The sequence below is a fragment of the Oleiphilus sp. HI0086 genome, assembly GCF_001635225.1.
Genome location: NZ_LWFZ01000738.1, coordinates 1 through 3,590 on the forward strand (window position 1 = coordinate 1; position 3,590 = coordinate 3,590).

Consider the following 3,590-nt stretch of genomic DNA (forward strand, 5'->3'; position numbering starts at 1 on the left):
AAGCTTTTCAGAGTGGAGCCAAGTCTTCGGTGACGCAAAGATGACAACCGCATTACTTGATCGACTAACGCATCACTGTCACATCATTGAAACAGGTAACGAAAGTTACCGCTACAAAGAATCTACTAATAAACGAATTTAAAACTGGAAATAAAAGAAAAGTTCAGGCCATAATCTGGCCTCTCAGGCGGGTCAAAATTAAGTGCAAAAGCCGGGTCAGTTTTACATGCAAATTAACACTAGTGTTTTTATAGGCTAAACTAACAAGGTCAATAAACTGTAGAGGGCACCTGGATGATCGGTGAGCACAATTACAACCATTACAATATCAATAAGAAATTGGTTCGCGAAAAGATAGCGACGACTGAGCTTCGTGTTGGTATGTATGTTGTAGAATTGGATAGACCTTGGGTTGATACCCCGTTTCTGTTTCAAGGTTTTCTGATTAGCAGTGAAGAAGAGATCGATCAACTGAATGAGTATTGTGAATATGTTTATATAGATGTGACTCAGACAGAAATTACTTATAGGGAAAAACGAAAGAATCGTACTGATGTCAAAAGTCGCCGGATTTATAAAGTACCTGTTGAACGAGAGTTGGCTGTCGCCGTATCTGACTATGACTATGCGAAGAAGACAGTTGATCATGCCCTTAGTGCCCTCCGTCTATCTCAGGAGATAAATACCACTGAGGTAAAAACAGCTGTTAAAAGTTGCGTGAAAAGCGTACTAAAAAACCCTAATGCCATGCTCTGGCTAACTCAGATTAAAGACAAAGATGATTACACGGCAGAACACAGTTTACGTGTATCTATCATGGCTGTTGCACTTGGGCGTGAGCTGGAGCTGCTGGAAAAGGAGCTTGAAGACCTAGGCGTTGCGGCGATGCTGCATGATGTGGGAAAGATTAATATACCCATCGAGGTGCTGAATAAAGAAGGATCCTTAAATTCCGAGGAATATGAACTCGTCAAGGAACATGCGACACATGGTCGCAAGCTGCTGATGTCTAAATCAGACGTGCCTCCGGTCGCGGTTGATGTTGCGTATTGTCATCATGAACATCTCAATGGTAAGGGTTACCCAAGGGGGGTGACTGCTGAAAAGATTCCTTTCTTCGCTAAAATTGTTAGCGTGGTGGATGCTTTCGATGCCATTACCAGTGACCGGGTTTATAGTGATGCACGTTCGACATTGGAAGGTTTGCGTATTCTTTACGATTGTCGTGGCCAGCAGTTTGATGAGGAAATTGTTCGAGCTTTTATTCGCTTAGTAGGAATTTATCCACCGGGGCATATTGTTGAGCTGACCAATGGCGAAGTTGGTATTATCCTATCGTGCCAAAGAAACAATAAGCTTCGCCCCAAACTGATTATTGTCAGGAATACTGAGAAGAAAAGCTGTGCTGAACGGATTGTTGATCTAAGTAATGAGCAAAAAGATCAGCATGGTAAGCCGCTTCGAGTTAAAGAAATATATACAGACGGGGCCTTTGGCGTTCAGCTTAAGGAATACAAGGCCAAAGGCTTAAACTTTGGCCTTGCAGTACAGTAATAAACCTTAAAGCCTGGTACTGAACTTTGAAGGAATGACGAAAGCGCTAACAGTCTTGCGGCAGTCTTAGAAGTTTGTTTTGCGCCCTTAGACGCTTTCTCGGCCATGTTGTGAACCCTTTTACTGCGTTGTGATTGATTTCTTCTGCTACAGCTCATTGCTCCTTTGCAGCACTTAAACCAACTATAAATACATTAAGCGTTTGGGGCTCAGTAAACCAATCATTGAAGATTTATGTTTTACCCTTGAAAGAGCTGCTAAACTTAAGTGAGTTGTGCACCTCACCGAATATTTACTTTTAATACTGAGCCTGAAAAATGAGATCTATTTTAATTGTTGAAGACTCTTCTACCGTTCGTGAAATGGTTACCTTTGTTTTAAAGGATGAACGTTTGAAAATAGTCGAAGCTGAGGATGGCTTGGAAGCGCTCGACTTGGCGAAAAAGCAGAACTTTGACCTAGTGATCACAGACCACAATATGCCTAATATGAAGGGAATTGATTTAGCCATTGCATTGAGGAATATGGAGTCTTACAAAGAAACGCCTATTTTGATGCTAACAACTGAGTCAGACCCTAGGCTGAAAAAAGTAGGTAAAGATACCGGTATAACTGGTTGGATTCTAAAGCCCTTGAGTCCTCAGCGCTTCAAACCAGCCATAGAAAAGCTGTTGGATATTGCCTAAGTCTTAGCAATTCTTGCCATTATGATCGATGATGCTCTTCTCACCCTGGCTTTGTCACCTATTCTCGTTCCGCAGGGAATCTATACTAAAAAAGTGACGCCTAAACTTCCTGAGCCTGAAGGTAGCCGTGAAGGTATTTTAGGTAACGGGGAGCCTTTGCGCATCTTAATTCTAGGTGACTCAGCTGCTGCAGGTGTTGGCGTTGATAGTCAGAACGATGCGCTTTTAGGGCAGCTGGTGTCGAAACTGTCGCAGTACCGCGCTATCGAGTGGCGCCTTTTAGCCGAAACAGGCTTGAAGACATCTGAGATGCTAGAGCGCCTACATGCGCTTGAGGCTTTTAAAACCGATGTTGTCATTACTTCCTTAGGTGTCAATGATATAACCGGCGGGACACGACTGAAACACTGGCTAGAGCAGCAAAGAGAGTTAAAACTGCTGCTTCAAGACAAGTTTCAAGCGCGTCATATCTTCTTGAGCAGTGTACCTCCCATGCATGAATTTCCGGCTCTACCTCAGCCACTTCGCTGGTTTTTGGGGCGTCGTTCTCGTGCAATGAATAGTGCTTTGAACGAACAGGCAGCACTAGATGAGGCTTTAGCTTTTGTTAGTGTTCAGTTTCCTATGCAAAAAGAGTTCTTTGCCAGTGATGGCTTCCATCCCAGTGCGCAGGCTTACCGCTTATGGTCAGAAGCTTTACTTGAGCACTTTAAAGAGCGTTGTTTATTGCCCCAGCGTTGAAGGTATCGTCGAGCAGCATTCCAGGCTGATCATCGCTTTTTTGCGTTCTGCTCCCCAGCGATATTGATTAATCTCCCCCGTACTTCTAATGACCCGGTGACAGGGAATCAAATAGGCAATATTGTTCTTCGCAATGGCTGAAGCGACGGCTCTGGTAGTATTTGGTTGATTGATTTGCTCAGCAACCTGTTGATAAGAGCGCAACTCGCCTTCAGGAATCTTCAGTAAGGCCTCCCATACCAACAGTTGGAAAGGCGTTCCTTTGCAGAGCAAGTTCAACTTGTTCTCGTTTGCTGGTCCAGAGTCGAAAATACGTTTTAGGGTAGTTAATGTGCTCGCTTGGTTTTGCTTTAGTTCAGCATGTGGCCACTCGCGCTTCATCTCAGCCAAACCTTCTGCTTGAAGCTCCAGTGAGTCAAGAAATGCCAATTTGCATAAGCCTCGTTGAGTCAGAGCTAGCAGACAATAACCGAAGGGAGAGGGGTGAAAGCCATAGTCTATTTGAACGCCTTGGCCACCACTTTTATATTCGCCAGGTGTCACGCTTTTACACTGAACCATCAGATCGTGAAGTCGGCCACTCCCGCTTAAGCCGCTGTTGTAAGCGGA

General features: G+C 44.1%; 5 protein-coding genes. 4 read left to right on the plus strand and 1 reads right to left on the minus strand.

Annotated elements, in window-relative coordinates:
* The 4 genes from A3756_RS12370 to A3756_RS12385 all read left to right on the plus strand — a co-directional run.
* A partial coding sequence (locus A3756_RS12370) for an ATP-binding protein (RefSeq protein WP_197481291.1) occupies positions 1 to 142 on the plus strand: 142 nt, incomplete at its 5' end.
* Between the two features lie 152 nt (positions 143 to 294).
* Positions 295 to 1,554, plus strand: coding sequence for an HD-GYP domain-containing protein (locus tag A3756_RS12375; protein WP_068553598.1), 1,260 nt, complete (start codon positions 295 to 297; stop codon positions 1,552 to 1,554).
* Positions 1,555 to 1,871: 317 nt separating this feature from the next.
* Entirely contained in the window at positions 1,872 to 2,240 is a 369-nt protein-coding gene (locus A3756_RS12380; protein WP_068508062.1) for a response regulator, read from the plus strand.
* A gap of 21 nt (positions 2,241 to 2,261) precedes the next feature.
* Positions 2,262 to 2,981 carry an SGNH/GDSL hydrolase family protein gene (locus tag A3756_RS12385; protein WP_068513558.1) on the plus strand — a complete coding sequence of 240 codons (720 nt, stop codon included), beginning with the start codon at positions 2,262 to 2,264 and terminating at the stop codon, positions 2,979 to 2,981.
* Here the strand turns inward: A3756_RS12385 and A3756_RS12390 are convergent.
* A partial coding sequence (locus tag A3756_RS12390) for a methylated-DNA--[protein]-cysteine S-methyltransferase (RefSeq protein ID WP_156490443.1) occupies positions 2,964 to 3,590 on the minus strand: 627 nt, incomplete at its 5' end. The two genes, A3756_RS12385 and A3756_RS12390, sit on opposite strands and share 18 nt — an antisense overlap.

Excerpts from the sequence above, each read along its gene's own strand:
- A3756_RS12375 (WP_068553598.1), top strand. The coding sequence starts at position 295 with ATGATCGGTGAGCACAATTACAACCATTACAATATCAATAAGAAATTG.
- A3756_RS12380 (WP_068508062.1), top strand. The coding sequence starts at position 1,872 with ATGAGATCTATTTTAATTGTTGAAGACTCTTCTACCGTTCGTGAAATG.
- A3756_RS12385 (WP_068513558.1), top strand. The coding sequence starts at position 2,262 with ATGATCGATGATGCTCTTCTCACCCTGGCTTTGTCACCTATTCTCGTT.